Annotated in this window: 13 protein-coding genes; 6 read left to right on the top strand and 7 right to left on the bottom strand. The window is 65.4% G+C overall.

The window, feature by feature from the left end:
• Positions 1-81: 81 nt before the first annotated feature.
• The 5 genes from O6X71_RS02870 to O6X71_RS02850 all read right to left on the bottom strand — a co-directional run bounded on the left by O6X71_RS02870 (position 82) and on the right by O6X71_RS02850 (position 10516).
• Positions 82-858, bottom strand: a complete 777-nt coding sequence (locus tag O6X71_RS02870) for an alpha/beta fold hydrolase (protein WP_435368436.1) — start codon at positions 856-858, stop codon at positions 82-84.
• Between the two features lie 132 nt (positions 859-990).
• Complete coding sequence (locus O6X71_RS02865; protein WP_353464350.1) at positions 991-5661, bottom strand: beta strand repeat-containing protein; 4671 nt, start codon at positions 5659-5661, stop codon at positions 991-993.
• 458 nt (positions 5662-6119) lie between these two features.
• Positions 6120-7145: an aspartate-semialdehyde dehydrogenase gene (locus O6X71_RS02860; RefSeq protein ID WP_353464349.1), complete on the bottom strand. Its 1026-nt coding sequence runs from the start codon at positions 7143-7145 to the stop codon at positions 6120-6122.
• Positions 7146-7531: 386 nt separating this feature from the next.
• Positions 7532-8248 (bottom strand): MgtC/SapB family protein, encoded by a 717-nt coding sequence (locus tag O6X71_RS02855; protein WP_353464348.1) that lies wholly within the window; start codon positions 8246-8248, stop codon positions 7532-7534.
• A 6-nt stretch (positions 8249-8254) separates the two neighbouring features.
• Complete coding sequence (locus O6X71_RS02850; protein WP_435368453.1) at positions 8255-10516, bottom strand: DPP IV N-terminal domain-containing protein; 2262 nt, start codon at positions 10514-10516, stop codon at positions 8255-8257.
• 314 nt (positions 10517-10830) lie between these two features.
• On the opposite strand from O6X71_RS02850, the gene O6X71_RS02845 reads away from it, so the two are divergent.
• A complete protein-coding gene (locus O6X71_RS02845) occupies positions 10831-11499 on the top strand; it encodes a DUF6975 family protein (protein WP_353464346.1) in 669 nt (222 codons plus the stop codon).
• Between the two features lie 66 nt (positions 11500-11565).
• Positions 11566-12420, top strand: coding sequence for an AAA family ATPase (locus tag O6X71_RS02840; protein WP_248520940.1), 855 nt, complete (start codon positions 11566-11568; stop codon positions 12418-12420).
• 58 nt (positions 12421-12478) lie between these two features.
• Here O6X71_RS02840 and O6X71_RS02835 read toward each other — a convergent pair whose 3' ends face one another.
• Entirely contained in the window at positions 12479-12904 is a 426-nt protein-coding gene (locus O6X71_RS02835) for a hypothetical protein (protein WP_056482165.1), read from the bottom strand.
• Positions 12905-13268: 364 nt separating this feature from the next.
• Between O6X71_RS02835 and O6X71_RS02830 the strand changes: the two genes are divergently transcribed.
• The 4 genes from O6X71_RS02830 (at position 13269) to O6X71_RS02815 (ending at position 17554) form a co-directional block, all read left to right on the top strand.
• Complete coding sequence (locus tag O6X71_RS02830; RefSeq protein ID WP_353464345.1) at positions 13269-13835, top strand: CHAP domain-containing protein; 567 nt, start codon at positions 13269-13271, stop codon at positions 13833-13835.
• 198 nt (positions 13836-14033) lie between these two features.
• The gene (locus O6X71_RS02825) at positions 14034-15947 is read left to right on the top strand and encodes a CocE/NonD family hydrolase (RefSeq protein WP_353464344.1); all 1914 of its coding nucleotides are present in this window, start codon (positions 14034-14036) and stop codon (positions 15945-15947) included.
• 12 nt (positions 15948-15959) lie between these two features.
• Positions 15960-17138: a vWA domain-containing protein gene (locus tag O6X71_RS02820; protein ID WP_353464343.1), complete on the top strand. Its 1179-nt coding sequence runs from the start codon at positions 15960-15962 to the stop codon at positions 17136-17138.
• A gap of 89 nt (positions 17139-17227) precedes the next feature.
• On the top strand, positions 17228-17554 hold the full coding sequence (locus tag O6X71_RS02815; RefSeq protein ID WP_353464342.1) for a hypothetical protein: 327 nt from the start codon (positions 17228-17230) through the stop codon (positions 17552-17554).
• A 267-nt stretch (positions 17555-17821) separates the two neighbouring features.
• On the opposite strand, the gene O6X71_RS02810 is transcribed toward O6X71_RS02815, so the two are convergent.
• A complete protein-coding gene (locus O6X71_RS02810) occupies positions 17822-18964 on the bottom strand; it encodes an anhydro-N-acetylmuramic acid kinase (RefSeq protein WP_353464341.1) in 1143 nt (380 codons plus the stop codon).
• Between the last annotated feature and the right edge of the window lie 30 nt (positions 18965-18994).

Raw genomic sequence — 18994 nt, 5'->3', positions numbered from 1 at the left:
CGGAGGTGGTCTCTTACCTCCCCCTCCGTCTGGCAAGCGCCAGCCACCTCCCCCTTGCGGGGGAGGATCGAGGACAGGGCGTCAGCGCGCGAGGAAGTCCGCGATCGCCTGGCCGAGTTCGGACTTCACCACCGCGCTCATATGACCGCCCGGAGTCTCGACATATTTTCCGTTCGGCAACGCCGCAGCCAGATCCGGTGCCGAACCATTATCCTGATCCTCACCGCCACACACGACCAACGTCGGCTGCTCTATAGCCTTCACGGACTCGAGCGGCGTATCGACGAACGTCTCGAGAATACCGAGTAACGCGACCGGATCGCCGCCCGTCGTCTTCAGGAACGCTTCGGCCAGCCACTCCGGCGTACCCTGCACATGCTGCCCCAGCTTGGTCAGGATATTCCGGAAATGTCCGGCCCGGCGTGACGTCTGGGTGAGCCCTTCGAGACCCATCCCCGAAAAGATCACGCGCCGCGGCGTCGCGCCGGTCGCCAGCATCCGCGAGGTCGTCCGCGCGCCCAGCGAGTAGCCGCCAAGATCATAGTCCGTCAGCCCGAGGTGCGCGACCAGCGCGTGGCCGTCCTGCGTCAGCGCGTCCGCCGGATACGCCTCGAGCCCGTGCGGCTTCCCGCTTTCGCCGTGCGCGCGCAGGTCCGGCATGATCACGCGGAAGCCCTTGGCGGCAATCTTCGCGGCGTGGCCGTAGCGGATCCAGTTGGTCTTCGCGTCGGAGAAATAGCCGTGGATCAGCACCACCGGCCGCCCCTCGCCTACTTCACGCCACGCCAGCCGCGTGCCGTCGAAGCTCTCGAAAAACTGGGTCTCGGTCGGGGTGCTGGCCACGGTCATATCCTGCATTGGTTCGCCGCCAATTCGTAGCCGCCGCCGCCCAAGTCAACCCGCGGTTGCTTCACCAACGTCGCGCGACCCTGAGCCCCAAACAAAAACGGGCGACCCTAAGGCCGCCCGTTCCCGCTTCAGGAAGTTGGCTCAGAACTGATACCCGACCCCGCCCGATGCACCGGCACGGCCCTGCGAGTCATAGGTGCCGCTCAGCTTGACGACGGTGTGCCCGTCGCTGAACGCCTTCGACATCCCGACCGCGACCGCCGACTGGCCGGCGTAAGTGCCGCCACCCATCGCGATCATGCCCTTGCCCGCTTCATAAGCCTGCGGCAGACCGGCGGCAGCCAGAGCGTTGGACGTCCCCGCGAAGCTGTCCCGGCGCAGGTTGCGCAGGTCGAAGTTGAGTGCCGCAATCCGCCCATCGGTATAGGCGTTGGCCTGCGTTACCGCGGAGTTGATGCCCGAGTTCAACTGCCCGACATTGACCGCGTCGGTGGTCGACACGCCTGCCGCGACGTTGCTCAGCACGGTCGCCTGGCCGCCTGCGTTGAACGTCACGTTGGTACGCGAAGGACCGTATTGCACCGAGTTGTTGCCCAGCGCGAGCGCATTGTTCGCGGTGCCCTGCGCTGTCGCGACCGCCTGGTTGGTGGTGTAGAGCTGCCCACCATTCACCGCTTCGGCAGACCCGGCCGCGACCGTACCGGCGGCCACGTTGGCGATCGTCACCGGCGCCGCCGCATTGCCACCGGCCAGCGTCACGGTGTTGGTGCGCACGCCGTTGGCATCGGTGTTGTACGACACCGCATTCGCCGTCGTCAGCGCCAGAGCATAGACCTGCCCGCCATTGACCGCGTCGGTCGAACCCGCCGCGATCGAACCGCCCGCGACATTGTGCAGGCCGACGGGGCCAGCCGCCGCACCGACCAGCGTGAGGTCGTTGGTCTTCGTGCCACCGTTCGGCGTGGTGGCGCTGCCGGGGTTAGAGTATTGCACCGGCCCGGTCGCACCGTTGCTGATCTGGTTGCCCAGGTTGGTGATCGCGGTCGTGTTGTTCGCCACCTGCGTGTTGGTCGCCGCAAGCTGCGCGCCGTTGACCGCGTCGGTCGACCCGGCGGCAACGTTGCCCGCCGCGACGTTGGTGATGACCGTCCCGCCGGCACCGCCGAGCGTAATCGAGTTCTTCGTGCCGTTGTCGTACTGGACGGTCGTTGTGCCCAGGGCCGCGACCTGTGCCGCGACGCCTGCGACCTGGCCGACATTGGCGGCATCGGTCGCCGCGGTGCCTGCCGCGACGTTGGTGATCTGCCGAGCACCACCGGCCGACCCGACCGACACTTCACCGACCGAGTTCTGCAAGCCCGCGAGACCCAGCGCGGCATAGCCAAGCGTACCGCCGCGAAGCGCCGAGGACCCGGTGCCGATGGCGACGCTGTTGTCCGCGGTCGCGGTCGCTTCCGGACCGATCGCGATGCTGTCGGTGCCCGTCACGACGCTGTCGCCGCGGGTCGAGAGAACCCGGAAATACCGGATGCCCGCACCGCCGTTGATCGCACCATCGACCGCGTCGAAGACCGACTGGACATTGCCATATTGGACCCCGCCGAACCCGATCGAGGCAAGCACGCGGTTGGTGGCAGCGTCGTAGCTCGACAGGCCACCCAGACCCGCCGCGACGCTGTTGCCGAGCCCGACGAGCTGGCCGCCGTTGACCGCTTCGGTCGACCCTGCCGCGAGCGTTCCCGCCGCGACGTTGCCGAGGACGACCGGCGCGGCGCCTGCCCCACCGAACGTCACGCGCGTCCGGGTCGGATCGTCATACTGCACCGACAGCGCGGCGAGATTGCCGACCTGGCCGGAGACGGTTGCCAGCTGGCCGCCGTTGACCGCGTCGGTCGAGCCGGCCGCAACCACGCCATTGCCGACGTTGTGCAAGGCGACGGCACCAGCGGCACCTCCGACCAGCGTCACGTCGTTCGACGGTACGCCGCCGTTCGGCGTCGTCGGTGCGCCTGCGCTCGAATATTGGAGCGCACCGATCGCGCCATTCGCGATGCTCGTCGTCAGGTTGGTGACGTTGGTGTTGGTCGCGAACAGCTGGCTGCCGTTGACCGCCTCTGTCGAGTCCGCGCCGAGCGTGCCTGCCGCGACATTGCCGATCACTACGGGGGCTGCACCCGTACCGACGCCGCCAAGCGTGATCCGCGAGCGGCCGACATCGTCATACTGCACGGCCAGTGCCGAAAGGCCGCTGACCTGGCCCGAGACGCTGGCGAGCTGTCCACCGTTGACCGCGTCGGTCGATCCCACCGCGACATTGCCGTCCGCGACATTGTGCAATCCGACCGGGCCAGCCGCCGCACCGACCAGCGCGACGTCGTTGCTCGGCACGCCACCATTCGGCACGGTCGGCGTCGCGGCGTTCGAATACTGCACCGCGCCGATCCCGCCATTGGCGATGTTGGTCGTGAGGTTGGTCAGCGCCGTGTTGGTGTTGGTCACGTTGGTGTTGGTCGCGAACAACTGGCTGCCGTTCACCGCCTCGAGCGAGGTGGCGCCCAGCGTACCCGCCGCGACGTTGCCGAGCACGACGGGTGCAGAACCAGCCCCGCCGAAGGTCACGCGTGAGCGGCTGAGATCGTCATACTGCACCGCCAAACCGTTCAGCGTGCCGACCTGCCCCGAGACCAGGGCAAGCTGACCGCCGTTGACCGCGTCGGTCGAACCCACCGCGACCGCGCCATCGGCGACATTGTGCAGCGCGACCGCGCCGGCGGCACCGCCCACGAGCGTGGCATCGTTCGACGGTACGCCACCGTTCGGCGTGGTCGGAGCACCTGCACTCGAATATTGGAGCGCACCGACCGCGCCATTGGCGATGTTGGTCGTCAGGTTGGTGACGTTGGTATTGGTCGCGAACAGCTGACTGCCGTTGACCGCGTCGGTCGAGGTCGCGCTGAGCGTACCCGCCGCGACGTTGCCGAGCCCGACCGGTGCCGCACCGACGCCGCCCAGAGTCACGCGGGCGCGGGTCGCATCGTCATACTGGACCGCCAGCGTGTTGAGCGTGCCGACCTGATCGACGACCGTCGACAGCTGACCGCCGTTGACGGCATCGGTCGATCCCGTCGCGACGACACCCGCGGCGACATTGTGCAGCCCGACCGGCCCTGCAGCCGCACCGACGAGCGCGACGTCGTTGCTCGGCACGCCGCCATTCGGCACGGTCGGCGTCGCGGCGTTCGAATACTGGACGGCGCCGATGCCGCCATTGCTGATGTTGGTGGTCAGGTTGGTCAGCGCGGTGTTGGTATTGGTAACGTTGGTGTTGGTCGCGAACAGCTGGCTGCCGTTGACCGCATCGGTCGAGGTCGCACCGAGTGCGCCGGCTGCGACGTTGGTCAACGCGACGGGCGCTGCGCCAGTCCCGACACCGCCCAACGTCGCCCGCGTCCGCGTAGCGTCGTCATACTGGACGGCGAGCCCGGCCAGCGAGCCGACCTGATCCGTCACAGTCGACAATTGTCCGCCGTTGACCGCATCGGTCGATCCGGCGGCAACGACGCCATTGGCGACATTGTGCAGCCCGACCGGGCCCGCCGCGACACCGACCAGGGCGGCGTCGTTGGAGGGAACGCCGCCGTTCGGAACGGTCGGCGTCGCAGCGTTGGAATATTGCAGCGCGCCGATCGCGCCGTTGCTGATGTTGGTCGTCAGGTTCGAGACATTGGTGTTGGTCGCGAACAGCTGGCTGCCGTTGACCGCCTCGGTCGAAGTCGCGCCCAGCGTACCCGGCGCAACGTTGGCGAGCGTTGTTCCGGCGGCACCCGTCAGCGTCACGCGGTCATGCGCCGCGCCGTCGTACAGCACGGTATTGGCCGCGACGGTGCCGATCTGTGCCTGGACACCCGCGAGCTGCCCGACGTTGACGGCGTCGGTCGCGGCGACGCCGGCGGCGACGTTGGTGATCTGGCGTTCGCCGCCGACCGCGCCGACCGAGACTTCGCCCGCCGAATTCTGGAGCGCAGCGAGCCCGATCGCGGCGTATCCCGCCTGCGGTCCGCGCGCGGCAAGGCTGCCGGCACCCAGCGCGATGCCGTTCGCGCCGGTTGCGCTCGCCCCCCTGCCCAGCGCAACCGCGCCGGTCGCGTTCGCGCCGACGGTCGCATCGGTGCCGAGCGCGATCGACCCGAGCGCGGTCGCATTGGTCAGCGCCCTGTTGCCGAATGCGATCGAGTTCGCCTCCCCGGCAAACGCTTCGGCGCCGGTCGCGCCGAGCCCGGTGATCCGATTGCCGCCGATCGCGATGCCGGCCGGCGTCCGCAGCGTGAAACTGTCCGCCTGCGTATCGCAGCGATCCGCCGGTCCGACGAGCTGTCCGTTGGCGTTAAGCACCTGCAAGGTGATGTTGTTGCCCGCCGCCGCGTTCGCCAGAAGCCCGGATGCGTTGATGGTGAGCGTCGGCACGCCAAGCAGCGGCAGCAACGTGTTGATGCCCCCGGTAATCGGATCGACCGTGTTCTGGATTGGCGTGACGATCCCGTTGATCACCGGCGTCAGGATATCCGTGACGACCGAGCGCGGCAGGCTGACGCCCGAGCATACGCTGACGATGTTCGGCGTGGCTGTCTGCGCGGACGCCGACTGCGCCGCGAGCAGCGACGTCGTCGCCAGCCCGATCAACGAAGCGCCATCGCGCAGGCGGCGCAGCGTGCGGGTAAAGGTGGGCGACTTTGCAGGATGCGAAGCGAACGTCTTGGCACCAGTCGGCGTCACGGCGTCTCGATTCTGCGGGCGAACAAACGCGTTGGACATCAAACAACCTCCACTGACGACTGCAACAGCAGCCCTGACTTTCCGCATCGTCGAACTCTAGATTCGATTATCGGAACGGGAGGATGTTCACCCCTGTAATACTAATAGTCTGTTACCGTAATAAATAAGCATAGATACGGAACAGACAAAGCAAATCGTCGTTATTCTACACAACTTCAATCCATTTCGATTGGAACATAAAACCGTTCTTGTTTCATAGACCAAGTTTGCGACCAGACTGTTGCTGTATCCGGTACTTTGGATCGTTAATGATCACATTCAAATTGGTCGCTACCCAACCGCACAAGTAAATTCACCGCAATTCGGTTCGATCGGTGCGTTCAGCCGCTCGCGCTCATCATCGGGCGCGAATCGCAAAACCGCGCCGTCACACGGGGTGACGACGCGGTTTCGATCGGTCTTTTGGAGCGTGGTCGAGGCGCTATCGCCCCGCCCGACTACGCCTTCTGCAGATGTCGGCGCCCGAGCAGTTCGGCGATCTGCACCGCGTTCAGCGCGGCACCCTTGCGGAGGTTGTCGCTGACGCACCACAGGTTCAGGCCGTTCTCGACGGTCGGATCCTCGCGCACGCGGCTGATGTAGGTCGCGAAGTCGCCGACGCATTCGATCGGCGTGATGTACCCCCCGTCCTCGCGCTTATCGACCAGCATGATGCCGGGCGCCTCGCGGAGGATGTTCTGCGCTTCCTCGGCCGTAATCTCGTTCTCGAACTCGATGTTGATCGCTTCCGAATGGCCGACGAACACCGGCACGCGGACGCAGGTCGCGGTGACCTTGATCTTCTTGTCGAGGATCTTCTTGGTCTCGACGACCATCTTCCACTCTTCCTTGGTCGAGCCGTCGTCGAGGAAGCTGTCGATGTGCGGGATCACGTTGAAGGCGATCTGCTTGGTGAACAGCTTGGGCTCTGCGGGATCGCCGACGAAGATGTTGCGGCTCTGCTCGAACAGCTCGTCCATGCCCGCCTTGCCCGCGCCGGACACCGACTGGTAGGTCGAGACGACCACGCGCAGGATCTTCGCCGCGTCGTGCAACGGCTTCAGCGCGACGACCATCTGCGCGGTCGAGCAGTTCGGGTTGGCGATGATGTTCTTGACGCGGTAGCCGTCGATCGCCTCGGGGTTCACCTCGGGCACGATCAGCGGCACGTCGGGGTCCATGCGGTAGAGCGACGAATTGTCGATCACCACGCAGCCCGCAGCCGCAGCGATCGGCGCGTAGATCGCCGAGCCCTCGGAGCCGATCGCGAACAGCGCCATGTCCCAGCCGTTCCAGTCGAAATGCTCGATGTTCGTGCATTTGATCTGCTTGCCGGTGTCGCCATAGTCGACCATCAACCCTTGGCTGCGCGACGACGCGACGCAGGCGATCTCATCCGCCGGAAACTCGCGTTCCGCCAGGATGTTGAGGATCTCACGCCCGACATTGCCGGTCGCCCCTGCGACCACCACCCGATAACCCATGTCTTAACTCCGATTGGACTTGGGCGGGCAGTACCGACGTTGCGCGGCGAGGTCCAACGGCTTTCGACTTGTTGCGCGGATAGGGGGAGTTTGGGGGTAGTCGAGGTTTGGCCGGACCTGGGAGACGGAACCCCTCCCTTCCGTGTTCTCCCGCGAAGGCGGGAGCCCAGTCTGGGCCCCCGCCTTCGCGGGGGAACAAGCTTGCTTAGCGAGATGGATCAGCACCCGCCCCAGCAGTAGCACCACCCCGGCGGAGGCCGGGGCCCAGTTGGAAAGGTTGCAGTAACAGGGGGACCGCACTTCGTTACCATCGTTCCCCAGTTGGGCCCCGGCCTTCGCCGGGGTGGTGGCTGGGGAAGGCGCAGAGCTAGATCCGCCCCCCCGCCTCAATCATGCGTCCTTGCCTGCCAGGTCGCATGCTCGATCCCATGCACCTTCGCCAGGTGATCCGTGATCGCATCCAGCTCCTCCGCCGGCACGTTCGTCGCCACAAGAGTCGCCGCGATCTCGACCCGGTCCTCCCCGCGCTCGGTCACGTCCAGCTCCGCCACCTGCAACTGCACAGCCTCGAGATGCTCGACCACCAGATCGCCGATCGGCCCGGCATCCCCCGCCGCCGCCGTCACCATCACGCTGTAGGTAGCCTCGATCGTCCGCCCCTCGGTAGGGATCCGGTTGATCCCGTCGACCAGTGGCCGCAGCGCGGTGTTCGCGAGCAGCACGACGAACGTCAGCAAGCCCGCCTCCGCGATCATGTCGCTCCCCGCGCACGACCCCACCGCCGCCGAGCACCACAAGGTCGCCGCGGTGTTCAGCCCGCGGACGTTCATCCCCTCCTTCATGATCACGCCCGCGCCGAGGAAGCCGATCCCCGACACGACATAGGCAATGATCCGGATCGACTCGACATCGCCGCCCAGCCGCTGGCCGAGATCGACGAACGCCGCCGACCCGAGCGCGACCAGCGTGTTCGTCCGCAACCCCGCGGTCCGCTGGCGGTATTGCCGCTCCGCCCCGATCACCGTCCCGAACACGAACGCGGCGATATAGCTCACCACCGTGTCGAGGAACGGCCACAGGTGAAACGTCTCGACGAACCGCACCGGCGTTTACTTGACCGGGACCACAGCTGCCTCGGGCACCGGCTTGTCCTTCACCGTCCGGTCGAGGAAGTTCAGGATCGTCCCCCAGACATGCTCGCTGATCCCCGGCCCCGCCACGCGGTGCGTGTAGCCGGGGTAGAACATCATCTCGAACGGCGTTGCCGCTGCCTGCATCCGCGCGGCAACCTTGGTCGAGTTGTCGAGGAATACATTGTCGTCCGCCATGCCGTGGATCAGCAGCAACGGATCGACGATCTTGTTAGCCTCCTCGACCGCCGCCGACGTCGAATAGCTCGCCGGGTCCTTCGCCGGATCGCCGAGATACCGCTCGGTATAATGCGTGTCGTACAGTTGCCAGTCGGTGACCGGCGCGCCCGAGACCGCGGCCGCATACACGCCCGGCGTCTTCTCCAGCATCTTCAGCGACATGTAGCCGCCGTATGACCAGCCATAGGTCGCGATCTTGCTCGGCTCGACGAACGGCAGCGACTTCAGATAGTTCGCACCCGACAGCTGGTCCTCGACCTCGACCGTCCCCATCGCATGATAGATCTGGTCCTCGAACGCCTTGCCGCGGTTGTACGAGCCACGATTGTCGATCTTGAAATAGATGTAGCCGCGATCGACGAGATACTGCGGCAGCGCGCCCTGCCAGCCACGCGTGACGATCTGACCGGTACCGGGTCCGCCGTAATGCTCGAAGAACACCGGGTATTTCTTGCCCGGCTCCAGCGGCGGCGTGATCATCTCCCAATGGAGCGTCATGCCGTTCTTGGCCTTCAGTGTCCCGAACTTGGTTTCCTGATGGCTGGCGAGATACGGGTAATAGGGATGCCCCTCGACCACCGCATTCTCGTTGATCCACGAAATCCGCTTGCCGGTCGCATCCGCCAGATACACCTGCGTCGGCTGCTTCGGGTTCGAGCGCGAGATGATGAACCGGCTTGCGGCCGCGTCCATCGTCGCGCTGTTCCACCAGCCCGCTTCGGTCAGCTTGATGATGACGTTCGGCTTGGCGACGTCGACCGAATAGAGCTGCTGCTCGAGCACGTCGTCCTTGTTGCCGAGGAAGAACAGGCGCCCCTTGGTTTCATCCACACCGACCAGATCGGTGACGACCCAGTCGCCCTTCGTAAGCTGCGTCCATTTCCCCGACGCGAACCGGTAGAGCTGGCCGTAGCCGCTCCGCTCCGAGCGCCAGATCAGGCTGCCGTCCTTCAGCACCCGATACGCATCGGACAGGTTGAGCCAGCTCTTCACGCCCGACTTCTCGGTGAACAGCACGGTGGATTTGCCAGTCGCCGGATCGACGCGCAGCATCTCCAGCACCTTCTGGTCACGGCTCTGGCGCTGCACCAGCAGCATCCGGCCATCCGGCGTCCAGTCGACGCGTGCGAGATAGATGTCGGGGTTGGTGCCGAGATCGACCTTCACCTGACCCGAACCGTCCGGCTTCATGATGTACAGGTCGACCAGCACGTTCGGCGTACCAGCCGCCGGGTAGCGTTGCTCGTACACCTTGGTCCCGGTCGCGCCGATCGACGCGCGCGTGGCTGTGTGGACCGGCGCCTCGTCGAACCGCTCGACCGCGACATACTGCTCGTCCGGGGACCACCAATAGCCCGTGCGGCGATCCATTTCCTCCTGCGCGACGAACTCCGCCTCGCCGAAATGCACCGCGCCCCCGCCGCCGGTCGTCACCGCGCGCGCTGCGCCACCACTCAAAGGTTGCACGAAGACGTTCTGGTCGCGTACGAACGAGACGAAGCTGCCTTTGGGGCTGACCACCGGGTTCAGCTCGCCGCCGGGCGTGTTGGTCAGCCGCTTCACCTTGCCGTCGAGCCCGGCGAGATACAGGTCGCCGTCGAGCGGCACGAGGATCGACTTGCCATCGGGCGCCCAGTCATACGCGACGATGCCCTTCTGCCCGCCGATCCGCGCCCGCTCGCGCTGCATCTTCTCGGCCTCTGTCAGCTCTGCGCCGCTGCCGACGGTCTTCGAATCGACCAGCATTCGCGCCTGCCCGGTCGCGGTATCGACCGCCCAGAGATCGAAGCGCTCCTTCTCGTCGTCGCGGTTGCGGAGGGACGTCAGCAACGTGCCGTCGGGCGATAGCCGGACCGCTTTAGGCTGCGAACCCGACAGGTCGGGGTTGCCGAACACGCGCGCCATCGTCAGGTCGCCGGGCTTGGCGGCCTCGACCGGCCTGATGGGCTCGGCCGGTCCAGCGGCAGGTGCTGCCGCAGGCGTGACCTGATCAGCGGCCATCGCGGCGGTTCCGACCGAAGCAAGTGCAAGCCCGAGCAACCATTTGCGCATCCTGTAGACTCCGTGGGGATCATGCCGCCGGACACGTCCCGGCAGCCCGTAGATAATCGTGGCGCGTTATCGCGACGGTGCGGGGCGGCGTAAAGGCTGGATCTCGTGCGAATTGAAAGGGACAGATCGGTCGGCGGGCCGGAAATCAAATCACTTTGCGATAATTAATGGCGCGTAAACCACGTCTTTACGCGCTTCGTATAATGAAAAAGCCGATAAGGATGTGCGGCCTGACGCTTGCCGCGATGCATTACGTCCGGAGTATGATGATTTCGAACGCGGTAACATTGGTCGGGCCGGCAAGCGCATGGGACGCGCTCGTTCGCTTGGGCGAGGCGGATGGCAGCGCCGCGCATCCCCACATGCTTCGCCTGATCGCGGGAGGCCCGGCACAGCGCAACCTGTCCGACGCGGTTCACGCCTTGTGTGCGGTCCACGGCCACCATCCCGGCATGATCGCCGACGTGCTTGCGCGCGGCGTGCAATCGGATGCGGTCGCGTGGCTTGCCACGGCCGCTGCCGGGTTTGCCGGCGAACGCGCATATCTGGCGCAACTCACTGCCGCAGTCGGGCCCCTGCCCTCTACGCCAGGCCAAGCCGAAAGCGAGTTGGCACTGGTCGGCGAGCGTCACGCGCTCGAAATGCTGGCGCGGTCGGAACGGACCGGATGCGCGACGGGTGCCGCCGCCGCCCTCATCCATGACTGGAAGGCGATCCGCTGCGTCCTCGATGCCGCCGCCGAACGGTTCGGCGTGGCCATGCCGCCCTCGACGTTCCCGCCTGCATCCGAGACGGCGTCTTCGATCGCCAGGCTGGGTGCGTCACCCAGTTGCGAACGTGCGATCCTGTTCGGCGCGCAACAGCTTTTCGCGCAGCACCGCGGCCTGTGGTCGCTGCTCGAAGCCAGGGCGAGTGCCCGCGGCGATCTCTGACCGCTTGCGCAAGGCCGCGTATTCCCTCTATCCATACCCGGTATTCAGAACCGGACGGGACATCGCATGAAGCGCTTCGAGGGCACCCAGAGCTACGTCGCGACCGACGACCTGAAAGTCGCGGTCAACGCCGCCGTGACGCTGCGCCGCCCGTTGCTGATCAAGGGCGAACCCGGCACCGGCAAGACCGTGCTCGCCTACGAGATCGCGAAGGCACTCGGTGCGCCGCTGATCGAGTGGAACATCAAGTCTACCACCAAGGCGCAGCAGGGCCTGTACGAATATGACGCGGTCGCCCGCCTGCGCGATGGCCAGCTCGGCGATGCACGCGTCCACGACATCGGCAACTATATCCGCAAGGGCAAGCTGTGGGAGGCGTTCACCCAGCCCGCCCCGCCCGTCCTGCTGATCGACGAGATCGACAAGGCCGATATCGAGTTCCCCAACGACCTGTTGCAGGAACTCGATCGGATGGAGTTCCATGTCTACGAGACCAAGGAAACCGTCCGCGCCGTCGAGCGCCCGATCGTCATCATCACCTCGAACAACGAGAAGGAACTGCCTGACGCGTTCCTGCGCCGCTGTTTCTTCCACTATATCAAGTTCCCCGATCGCCAGACGATGCAGGCGATCGTCGACGTGCATTTCCCCGGCATCCAGAAGATTCTGGTCGGCAAGGCGATGGACCTGTTCTACGACGTCCGCGACGTACCCGGCTTGAAGAAGAAGCCCTCGACCAGCGAGCTGCTCGACTGGCTGAAGCTGCTGCTGCACGAGGACATGCCGCTCGACATCCTCCAGAACCGCGACCCGACCAAGGCGATCCCGCCCCTGCACGGTGCGCTGCTGAAGAACGAACAGGACGTCATGCTGTTCGAACGCCTCGCCTTCATGGCGAAGCGCCAGAAGAACCAGGGGTAAACCATAAAGGAACCGGCGGCCGCGCGTGAGCACCGCCGCCGGTCCGGTAGTTCAAGCGTTACGTGACGTTCGGACCCGTCGGGATGTAGTCCAGTGCCAGATGCGGCAGCGAGATCGGGCTGCGGAAGTTGAAGCGGTTCACCGTCGCTGGATCGGGGATGTGCAGCTTCTTGCCGAGCGTCACGAAATACCAGGCGGGTGACGCCCCGCTGATCGCGATGAACGAACCGGGTGCCAGCGACAATGCCTTCGGCATGTTGTCGACGATGTAATCGCTGTTAACGATCCCGTTCCAGTCCTTGAACACGCTGTTGAAGGTTGCGGGATCCGGGATCCAGTGAAGCTGGCCCCACATCACCAGATAGACTGCCCCGCTGGTGTGCGATGTAACGCGCAATCCGTCATACTGCTTCCAGTCTACAACGTTGGCCAGCAGTGCTTCTGCCGCAACTGCATCGATTGTATCGCTGATATCGACCGACATGATCACAATCCTTTTATGGTTAAACCGTGATCACTCAGTCGGACAAGCGGAGTATTCCGATAGGGGAACCACGTAGCCTCTTTGAGCGCAAATCCCGGGATCGGTCCGTCGATACGCGACCACTTCGGAGACATTGTGGGCAAAGGCGGTTTTCGCTGCCCGCTTTCCAGAACTATACGTATTCAAATCAACAGGATCGGCGTCACCGTCCGTTCAGCTATTCCGCGCCATTGTGACCGCAATTCGTCGAGACGGTCACGGCGATTGGCGAGCAGATCGCGGCAAAGTCCGACGGATTAGATATTGATGCACATTAACCATCTGCGGCAACAATAATGCCATACCTGTCCGGCAAGGTGACGGCATGAGATTGTATGCTTTCCGTCGTTGGGCGCCGGCACTGCTGGCAATCGCCATGGCCGCCCCCGCATCCGCCTCTCTGCTCGACTATGTCGGCCAGTGCGTCCCCTTCGCCCGCGCCGCGTCGGGTATCCAGATCTACGGCAACGCCTGGACCTGGTGGGAGCAGGCCGATGGCAAGTACGAACGCACGCACAAGCCGAAGGAAGGCGCGGTCATCGTCTTCGCCAAGACCCCGCGCCTGCCGTTCGGCCATGTCGCGGTGGTCAGCCGGGTGGTCGAGAAGCGCGTCGTCATGCTCACCCACGCCAACTGGTCGCGCCAGAACGGCGAGCGCGGCCATGCCGAACAGGACGTCACGCTGTTCGACGTCTCGCGCAACAACGACTGGAGCGACGTGAAGGTCTGGTACAAGGATGTGGATGGCCTCGGTGGCGGGGTGTATCCGGTCTACGGCTTCATCTACGGTCACGCGCACGCCGCCGCCGAACTGACGAGCCGCAACCCCGATTATGTCGGCGCGCTGATCGACGCGTATGTTCCGGTAAGCGGCGAACCGATCGCGCGCTAATCTCGTTCCCGTCGGACCAACGCCCCCGTCATCCTGACGAAAGTCAGGATCCAGGGTTACGCACGCCGCCCTTCATGGCTCTGGATCCTGACTTTCGTCAGGATGACGGCGTGATTCGTCGGGATGACGGCGCGAATGGATTGCTGCCACCTGCCAAACCGTGCCACCACCGTCGCTGAAAAGACGGTGAGGATAGCGATGCGGTTAAAGGCTCTTACGACGATCACGCTGGCCTTGCTCGCGACCACCTCCCCCGCGATCGTCGGCGCGCAGAAGGAAAAGGCCCCGCCCCCCGGTGGCGACATCCCCGCCAAGTTCGTCCCCGCCAACGCCAGCTTCGACTTCGACCGCCGCGAGGTCGACATTCCGATGCGCGACGGTGTCACGCTCCACGCGGTCATCGTCCAACGCAAGGGCCTCACCGACGCGCCCATCCTGCTCCAGCGCACCCCGTATAACGCGGAAAGCAGCGCCAGCCGATCGTCCAGCCCGAGCGGCGCGATGAACCTGCGCGCGTCCGACGCGATGTTCTTCGACGCCGGCTATATCCGGGTGTTCGAGGATGTCCGCGGCAAGAACGGCTCGAACGGCGCGTACATCAACGAACGCCCGCTGATCGGCCCGCTCAACACAACCAAAGTCGATCACTCGACCGACGCCTACGACACGATCGACTGGCTCGTGAAGAACCTCAAGAACAGCAACGGCCGCGTCGGCATCATCGGTGGCAGCTATGACGGCATGATGGCCGCGATGGCGCTAGTGAACCCGCACCCCGCGCTGAAAGCCGCCGTCCCGATGAACCCGGTGATCAACACCTGGAAGGGCGACGACGACTTCCACGGCGGCGCCTTCCGCCAGATCGGCTACGATTATTACTACACGCAGGACGCGGCGAAGGGCGAAGCCGGCGACCTCTGGCGCGACGCGTACGACGACTACGACACGTTCCTCCGCGCTGGATCCGCCAGTGATTTCGTGAAGAGCCGCGGACTCGGACAGCTCCCGTTCGTCAACCGCCTCCACGATCACCCGACCTACGACGCATTCTGGCAAGGCCAAGCACTCGAGACGATCCTGCCGAAGCAGCCACAGACCGTGCAGACGCTCTGGGTCGCCAGCCAATGGGACCAGGAAGACATCTACGGCGCGGTCGCGGCGTATGAGGCGGTGTCGAAGGTCGACCCCAACCACGTCAACCACCTCGCACTCGGCCCCTGGGCGCACGGCGGCGCGAACGGCGACGGCTCGACGCTCGGCGCGATCCGCTTCGACGCCGACACCGCGCTCTGGTTTCGCAAGAACGTGCTGCTCCCGTTCCTCGACGGCGCGCTGAAGACCGGCGCGACACCGACCGCGCTCGCCCCCGTCACCGCGTTCCAGACCGGCACCAACCAGTGGCAGACGCTCGCTGGCTGGCCGAACTCGACGGCGATGCAGAAACTCTACTTCCAGCCCGCCAACGGCCTCGGGGCCACCGCCCCGGCGAGCGACGGCCACGACGACTACATTTCCGACCCCGCCAAGCCTATCCCCTACCGCCTCCGCCCGATCCGCCCGACCTACGCGACCGGCTCGACCTGGCGGCAATGGCTGGTCGACGATCAGCGCCCCTTCTCCGACCGCACCGACGTCCTGACCTACCAGACGCCGCCGCTGACCAGCCCGGTCGCGATCGCCGGCGCGCCCGTCGCGGACCTGATCGCCAGCACCACCGGCACCGACGGCGATTTCGTGGTGAAGCTGATCGACGTCTACCCCGCCGAATATTCCGACAAGCCGGAAATGGGCGGCTATCAACTCGCCGTCTCGATGGACATTTTGCGCGGCCGCTACCGCGACGGGTTCGACAAGCCGACGCCGATCGTCGCCGGCCAACCGACGCATTTCCGCGTCGTGCTGCCCAACGCCAACCACGTCTTCCTGCCCGGCCACCGCATCATGGTGCAGGTCCAGTCGAGCTGGTTCCCGCTCTACGACCGCAACCCGCAGACCTACGTCGCCAACATCTTCGACGCGAAACCAGCCGACTACCGCAAGGCCACGATCAGCGTCTTCCACTCGGCCGCGCAGCCCAGCGCCATCGAACTGCCGATCGCGGCTACCAAGTGAGGACGTGACCCCGTGTTCCTGAACTTCCTCGACGAACTCCGCAGCGCCGGCATCCCCGCCAGCCTCAAGGAGCACCTCATCCTGCTGGAGGCGCTCGACGCCGAGGTGATCGAGCGGACGCCCGAGGATTTCTACTACCTCTCCCGCGCGGTGTACGTGAAGGACGAGGGGCTGCTCGACAAGTTCGACCAGGTGTTCGCCAAGGTCTTCCGCGGCCTCGCCACCAGCTACGGCACGCCGGCCGGCGAAGTGCCCGAGGACTGGCTGAAGGCGGTCGCCGAGAAATTCCTGACCCCCGAGGAAATGGCCGCGATCAAGTCGCTCGGCTCGTGGGACGAGATCATGGAGACGCTCAAGAAACGCCTCGAGGAACAGAAGGAACGCCATCAGGGCGGCAACAAATGGGTCGGCACCGGCGGTACATCGCCATACGGTAACGGCGGCTACAACCCCGAAGGCGTCCGCATCGGCGGCGAAAGCACGCACAAGCGCGCGCTGAAAGTCTGGGACCAGCGCGAGTTCCGCAACCTCGACAACACCAAGGAACTCGGCACCCGCAACATCAAGATCGCGCTGCGCCGCCTGCGCCGCTTCGCGCGTGACGGCGCCGCCGACGAACTCGACATCGACGGCACGATCGCCGGCACCGCGCGGCAAGGTTATCTCGACATCGTCATGCGCGCCGAACGCCGCAATGCGGTGAAGCTGCTGCTGTTCCTCGACGTCGGCGGCTCGATGGACCCGTTCGTCAAGCTCTGCGAGGAACTGTTCTCGGCGGCGACGACCGAATTCAAGAACCTCGAATTCTTCTACTTCCACAATTGCCCGTACGAGGGCGTGTGGAAGGACAATACGCGCCGCTTCGCCGAGCGCACGCCGATGTGGGACCTTCTCCACAAATACGGTCACGACTATAAGCTGATCTTCGTCGGCGACGCGTCGATGAGCCCGTACGAGATCACGCACCCCGGCGGCTCGGTCGAGCATTTCAACGAGGAGCCGGGCGCGGTCTGGATGCAGCGGCTGACCAACACCTATCCGGCGGCGGCATGGCTCAACCCGGTGCCCGAGGCGCAATGGGGCTATTCGCAGTCGGTACGGATCATCCGCGAACTGATGACCGACCGGATGTACCCGCTGAGCCTCGCCGGGCTCGACGACGCGATGCGCGAACTGACCCGCAAACGGTGAGTTTGGCACGGTAAGCCGCTGACCGTAACGGAACCGTCACGGACGCGATCGGTTTATCGGACATCATCCCTTACCGAAGGACAAGCCCTATGTCGTCGATCCCCAACTCCGCCATGCCGCACGCCAAGGTCCATCACGACGACGACCACAAGCCGAAGCCCGAGACGAAGAAGACCGCGGCGACCAGCGACTGGGTCGAGGACGCGACCGACGCGGCCAAGGCTGGCCTCGCGACGGCCACGGATGCTGTGAAGTCACACCCGAAGACCGCGATCGCGGTCGGCGCGACGGTGATCGCTGGGATTGCGGCAGCGATCGCAGCGCCGGCGTTGCGTGCGAAGGACGCGGCGGAGAAGAAGGTACCGCCAAAGACGCCCGAGCCGAAGAAGCCGGCTAAGGCCAAGAAGCTGCACTGATACAAGCCCGCCCGCTCGCCCCACTAAGCACCACCCCGGCGAAGGCCGGGGCCCAATTGGGAGACGCGGCTAACTGAGCGCGCGCTTCGTTACTGCAACCTTTCCAATTGGGCCCCGGCCTCCGCCGGGGTGGAAACTTAGGACGGACCAGCGCGCAGGCGATCAATAAACCGAGCAATGCCTCTCCTTGTTCTCCCGCGAAGGCGGGAGCCCAGACTGGGCTCCCGCCTTCGCGGGAGAACAAGCTTCTAAACGCTGGTCGGCAAACTAGGCCCGATCCACAACCCCACCACCCATCGCCACCGGAACCCCAGTCGTCCCCGGAAAACTGATCGCCAGCCCCTTCAGCGTCCGCACCGCCATATACGCAAACCCCTCGGCCTCCAGCGCATCGCCGTTCCACCCGAGCACATCGGTAGGCTCCACCACCAACCCGGTCCGCGCGGCGATCATCGCCAGCATCGTCGGATTGTGCCGCCCCCCCCCCGCAACCAGCAACCGAACCGGCCAAGCCGGCAAATGTCGCAAAGCCTCAGCCACGGTAGCGGCCGTAAACGCCGTCAAAGTCGCCGCCCCATCAGCCGCCGACAACCCCCGAGCCGGCTGGATCGTAAAATCATTCCGATCGAGCGACTTCGGCGGAGGCGCATCGAAAAACGGGTGATCCAGCATCGCCGTCAGCACCGTCTCGTCGACCCGCCCGGACGCCGCCAACGCCCCCCCGGCATCATACCGAGCACCAGTCTCCGCCTCGATCCAGCTATCGATCAGACCATTCGCCGGCCCGGTATCGAACGCCACCAGCCCGTCGCGGTCCATCATCTGCGCGCGCTCCGGCGACATCTCGCGCGAATCATGCATGTCCCGCCCGCCGGGAATGAAGGTGATATTCCCCACCCCACCAAGGTTCAGGACCGCGACCGGCCCCTCGAGCCCCGCCGCCAATGCCGCATGATACACCGGCAGCAACGGCGCCCCCTGCCCGCCCGCGGCCACATCCGCCGACCGAAAATCCGACACCGTCGTGATCCCGGTAGCCCGCGCGACCGCCGCCCCGTCGCCGATCTGCCACGTCCAGCGCCGATCCGGCCGATGCGCGATCGTCTGCCCGTGAAAGCCGATCACATCGACCTCCGCCGCCGCAACCCCCGCATCCGCCAGCAACTTGTGCACCGCAAACACATGCGCGCGCGTGATCAGTTCGCCCGCTGCAACGACCGGCGGACTGGCGCGCGGCTTGTCGAACGTCAGCGCCATCCGCGTGGCCTCCGCCAATTGCGCCCGCGCCGCATCCGAATACGGCTCGCCACGAAACGCGATCGGCCGCACGAACGCCTCGCCGTCGGTCTCGATCAACGCGGCATCGATCCCGTCGAGCGACGTCCCCGACATCAGTCCAATCGCCAGCATATCGGTTCCTTCCCGCGCAATCTCCCCACT

Source organism: Sphingomonas faeni (assembly GCF_040407505.1).
GTDB classification, from domain to species: Bacteria; Pseudomonadota; Alphaproteobacteria; order Sphingomonadales; family Sphingomonadaceae; genus Sphingomonas; species Sphingomonas faeni_E.
The sequence above is the reverse complement of the archived record's forward strand: the minus strand, read 5'-3'. Positions and strand labels throughout refer to the sequence as shown.

Coding starts and splice junctions, on each gene's coding strand:
- O6X71_RS02815 (WP_353464342.1), top strand. CDS start 17,228: ATGTCGTCGATCCCCAACTCCGCCATGCCGCACGCCAAGGTCCATCAC.
- O6X71_RS02835 (WP_056482165.1), bottom strand. CDS start 12,904: ATGTCGGTCGATATCAGCGATACAATCGATGCAGTTGCGGCAGAAGCA.
- O6X71_RS02865 (WP_353464350.1), bottom strand. CDS start 5,661: ATGTCCAACGCGTTTGTTCGCCCGCAGAATCGAGACGCCGTGACGCCG.
- O6X71_RS02845 (WP_353464346.1), top strand. CDS start 10,831: ATGATGATTTCGAACGCGGTAACATTGGTCGGGCCGGCAAGCGCATGG.
- O6X71_RS02860 (WP_353464349.1), bottom strand. CDS start 7,145: ATGGGTTATCGGGTGGTGGTCGCAGGGGCGACCGGCAATGTCGGGCGT.
- O6X71_RS02830 (WP_353464345.1), top strand. CDS start 13,269: ATGAGATTGTATGCTTTCCGTCGTTGGGCGCCGGCACTGCTGGCAATC.
- O6X71_RS02810 (WP_353464341.1), bottom strand. CDS start 18,964: ATGCTGGCGATTGGACTGATGTCGGGGACGTCGCTCGACGGGATCGAT.
- O6X71_RS02825 (WP_353464344.1), top strand. CDS start 14,034: ATGCGGTTAAAGGCTCTTACGACGATCACGCTGGCCTTGCTCGCGACC.
- O6X71_RS02870 (WP_435368436.1), bottom strand. CDS start 858: ATGCAGGATATGACCGTGGCCAGCACCCCGACCGAGACCCAGTTTTTC.
- O6X71_RS02840 (WP_248520940.1), top strand. CDS start 11,566: ATGAAGCGCTTCGAGGGCACCCAGAGCTACGTCGCGACCGACGACCTG.
- O6X71_RS02850 (WP_435368453.1), bottom strand. CDS start 10,516: ATGGCCGCTGATCAGGTCACGCCTGCGGCAGCACCTGCCGCTGGACCG.